4 protein-coding genes are annotated in these 3,598 nt (G+C 49.9%); all 4 read right to left on the bottom strand.

The features are described 5' to 3' along the window. Positions 1–565 (bottom strand): ABC transporter ATP-binding protein (locus GRP75_RS21685; protein ID WP_160790328.1); only part of this gene is annotated, 565 nt, incomplete at its 3' end. A gap of 109 nt (positions 566–674) precedes the next feature. Further along, a complete protein-coding gene (locus GRP75_RS21690; RefSeq protein WP_160790329.1) occupies positions 675–1,166 on the bottom strand; it encodes a hypothetical protein in 492 nt (163 codons plus the stop codon). 131 nt (positions 1,167–1,297) lie between these two features. Then, positions 1,298–2,275 (bottom strand): LCP family glycopolymer transferase, encoded by a 978-nt coding sequence (locus GRP75_RS21695; protein WP_160790330.1) that lies wholly within the window; start codon positions 2,273–2,275, stop codon positions 1,298–1,300. 14 nt (positions 2,276–2,289) lie between these two features. Then, positions 2,290–3,598: UDP-glucose dehydrogenase family protein (locus tag GRP75_RS21700; RefSeq protein ID WP_160790331.1), on the bottom strand; the 1,309-nt coding region annotated here is incomplete at its 5' end.

The raw sequence follows: 3,598 nt of genomic DNA on the forward strand, positions 1-3,598 counted from the left end.
CTTCCGTACGGGTCAATTGACGCAAATAATCCCGCAGTTCACGAATACCCTGCGGGTCCAAGCCATTGGTCGGCTCGTCCAGCACGAGCAGCTTCGGTCGATGCAAAATCGCCTGAGCTACCCCAAGTCGCTGCCGCATCCCGAGCGAATAGGTTTTTACTTTATCGTGAATCCGGTTTCCGAGTCCCACCAGACGAATCGCTTCATCCACGCGCTCTTGGGTCACCCCAGGAGACATTCGCGCAAAATGCTGCAAATTTTGATAACCTGTCAAAAACTTGTACATCTCTGGATTCTCAACAATCGCGCCGACATGGGCAACAGCCTTTTCAAAATCGGTATTGATGCTGTCTCCACAAATATGAATATCGCCCTTGCTGATCGAAATCAGGCCAACCATCATACGGATGGTGGTCGTTTTTCCCGCACCATTGGGTCCAAGGAAACCAAATACCTGCCCCGCCGGAACCTCCAGCGTCAGATCATCCACGATCGCTTTTGAGGAAATGATTTTACTCACACCCTCCATACGTATGACGGGAACCTGTCCTGTCGCTTGCTGCATGCTTTGAAACTCCTTCCATCCGGAGTGAAGCTGTGATCCATTTTACTGTACATTTCCGGTTTTGGAAGTATTGTACCATATTTAACCTTTTAGAAACACCACACAACCTCTATTCCTTGTCCTTATATATCCAAAGCACCCGCCACTTCTCATCTTCCTGCGTCACATAACAAGGCTGTACGATATCAAAATTACCGAATCGGGTCTTGTAATGCTGAGTGACTGTAATACGGTAAACTTTCCCTAACTCTTCTCCATTCTGATCGGTACGAATGTCATATTCATCCTGCGGCTCCCCCAGTTCAAACGTGAACGTATCCGTCCCCATATCCTGCATAAAAACGTGCGCACGCTGCTGTACATACGTGGACTTCTCGAATTTCTTTTTCATTTGCGAATGAAAAAGCTCCCATGAGCCTCCGAAATTTCCCGATTGCTCCATAGTGTAGAACTCGTTCAGTGCTTCTACCGCTTGATCGCCCTCGCCTGTAGACATCACCCCATGCAGACCCAGCCACAGCAACCATAACAATCCACATATGATTGCAAAATATAATAGCTTACGGACGAACGCCGAAGCCGCTCTCCTTCTAAACAGCACACATTGCCCCTCCCTCTGTTGGACTATACCGAATTCTCTACAGATGTATGTGGGACAAGCCTTTTTTAGAAGACTTTATAAGAAAATAACGGGTGACCTCCCAATAGGGCACCCGTCTACATAAGGCTTACCTAAGGCGATATGGCCTCGGTAAGCATGTGCTTCTCCAGCACTCCATGGATACGCTGGCGTTCCTGCTCATCCACAATGTAATAATACACGCCGTTGATTTTACGCCCATGTCCCTTCAGCTCAACGCTATCCGTCTGCTTGAGGGACGGACCGATCCGGGTCAGGAAGGTGGTCATATCGTCAAAGGTAATGTCTGTGCGAATCTGCTCCCCCGCTGCCTCCAGTATCGGTTTTACCCTCAACAGCCCTTCCTTGCTGATGGACTGGGCAAGAATTTGCTTGAGTAGCTCCCGCTGGCGAGCATTTCTTCCGAGATCCCCACGTGGATCATCAAAACGCATACGGGCGTAGGCCAACGCCTCAGCCCCGTTCAAGTTCAAATTACCCTGCGCAAAATGATGGCCCTCATATTGAAAATCAAGTGGGTTATGAACCTCGACTCCCCCCACAAGGTCCACCATTTTCGCAAACCCTTCCATGTTCATCTGTACATAGTAATCTATCGGATGGTTCAAAAAATGCTCTACCGTACGGATCGACATATCCACGCCCCCAAAAGCAAAAGCGTGATTGATTTTGTCCTCACGCCCCCTGCCGATCAACTCTGTTCGCGTATCACGTGGGATGTTGAACATCAACATAGAGCCTTCGGCAGGGTTAACAGACAAGACGATCATCGTATCCGATCGTCCTGGATCGTGAGGCCGCCGATCTACGCCCAGTACCAGCACGGTGAACGGCTTGAACTGGGAGATGGCTGCCGGATTGGGTGTACTTGATCCAGAGTCTGTATCTACGGATCGCCCTGCTCCGCCCGTTGCAAGGGTAGAAACCGACCCAGGCTGCACGATGCTGCGCGGATGATACATCGCATTCGCCGCTGTTTTAAAGGAATGATACACATAAGCGGTGTAGGCAGTAGCCCCTACGACCAATAACGCCGCAGCCCCCAATGTCATCTTCAGCCATCGTTTCATATGCAGCCTCCCCTTTACGGATTTACTACAGACTGATAACGATCTACATCCAGATTGTTCATCTGTGGCCTACCGACAGAATAGTATGCAAAGGGGGATTGTCTGATTTGCTCCTCGCTGTACACATTGCGTCCGTCAATCATAATTGGATACTTCATAAGCTCATTCAGCTCACCCAACCCGATATCACCAAACTCTTCCCATTCCGTCAATAGACACAGTGCGTCACATCCCTCTGCCGCTTCTCGTGCGCTATCTGCCCACGTTACTTCCGAGCTGTCCAGCAGTCGGCGGAAGTTAGCGGTAGCGATCGGGTCATATGCACGAATTTGCGCCCCTGCCTCCAGCAGCGACTGCATAATATCCAGCGCCGGGGCATCTCTTACATCATCTGTATTCGGTTTAAAGGCCAGCCCCCATATGCCAATCGTGGCTCCTTCCAGATCACCCAGCGCCTCTTTTAGCTTACGAATCACGTTAAAACGTTGCCCCTGATTCACTTCCACCACAGATTTCAGCAGCTTGAATTCATAGTCCACGTTGCCAGCAATTTGGATCAGAGCTTGTGTATCCTTGGGAAAACAGGAACCCCCATAGCCGATACCAGCAGACAAAAAGGAGGAACCGATCCGCTGATCCAGCCCCATACCGTGTGCCACGCGTGTAACGTCTGCGCCCACCTTTTCACAAATATTTGCAATCTCATTAATAAACGAAATTTTGGTCGCCAAAAAAGCATTCGACGCGTACTTGATCATCTCCGCCGAACGGATATCCGTGGTTACGATATTTGTCGTCAACGGTTCGTGCAGTGTAGTCAGCACAGTGGACACATGCGGATCGGAAGCTCCGATGATGATTCGATCTGGCTGTAGGGTGTCTATGACTGCTGAACCTTCACGTAAAAATTCGGGAACCGAAGCCACACCAAACGGATAATTTGTGCGGCTCGCAATCCAATTTTGAATACGTTCGTTCGTTCCGACAGGCACCGTGCTTTTGGTGACAATTATTTTGTAGCCATTCATGGCGTCTGCCACCTCGCAGGCGGCTTCTTCAATATAGGACAGGTTCGCTTCTCCGCCTGGCAGCGAAGGTGTACCGACCGCCAAAATAACAATTTCGGCTGCCTCCACCGAAGCAGCCGTATCTGTTGTAAAGCTTAGTCGGCCTTGTTCTACATTATCTTTAATTAGAGCCTTTAATCCCGGTTCATAAATCGGCACCCCACCTGCACGCAGCTGATGAATTTTATCCTCATTCTGATCTACACAGACGACGGTATTCCCGAGTGCGGCAAAACAGACCCCCGACACCAGCCCG

Origin of the sequence: Paenibacillus sp. OT2-17 (assembly GCF_009827695.1) — a bacterium.
GTDB classification, from domain to species: Bacteria; Bacillota; Bacilli; order Paenibacillales; family Paenibacillaceae; genus Paenibacillus; species Paenibacillus polymyxa_B.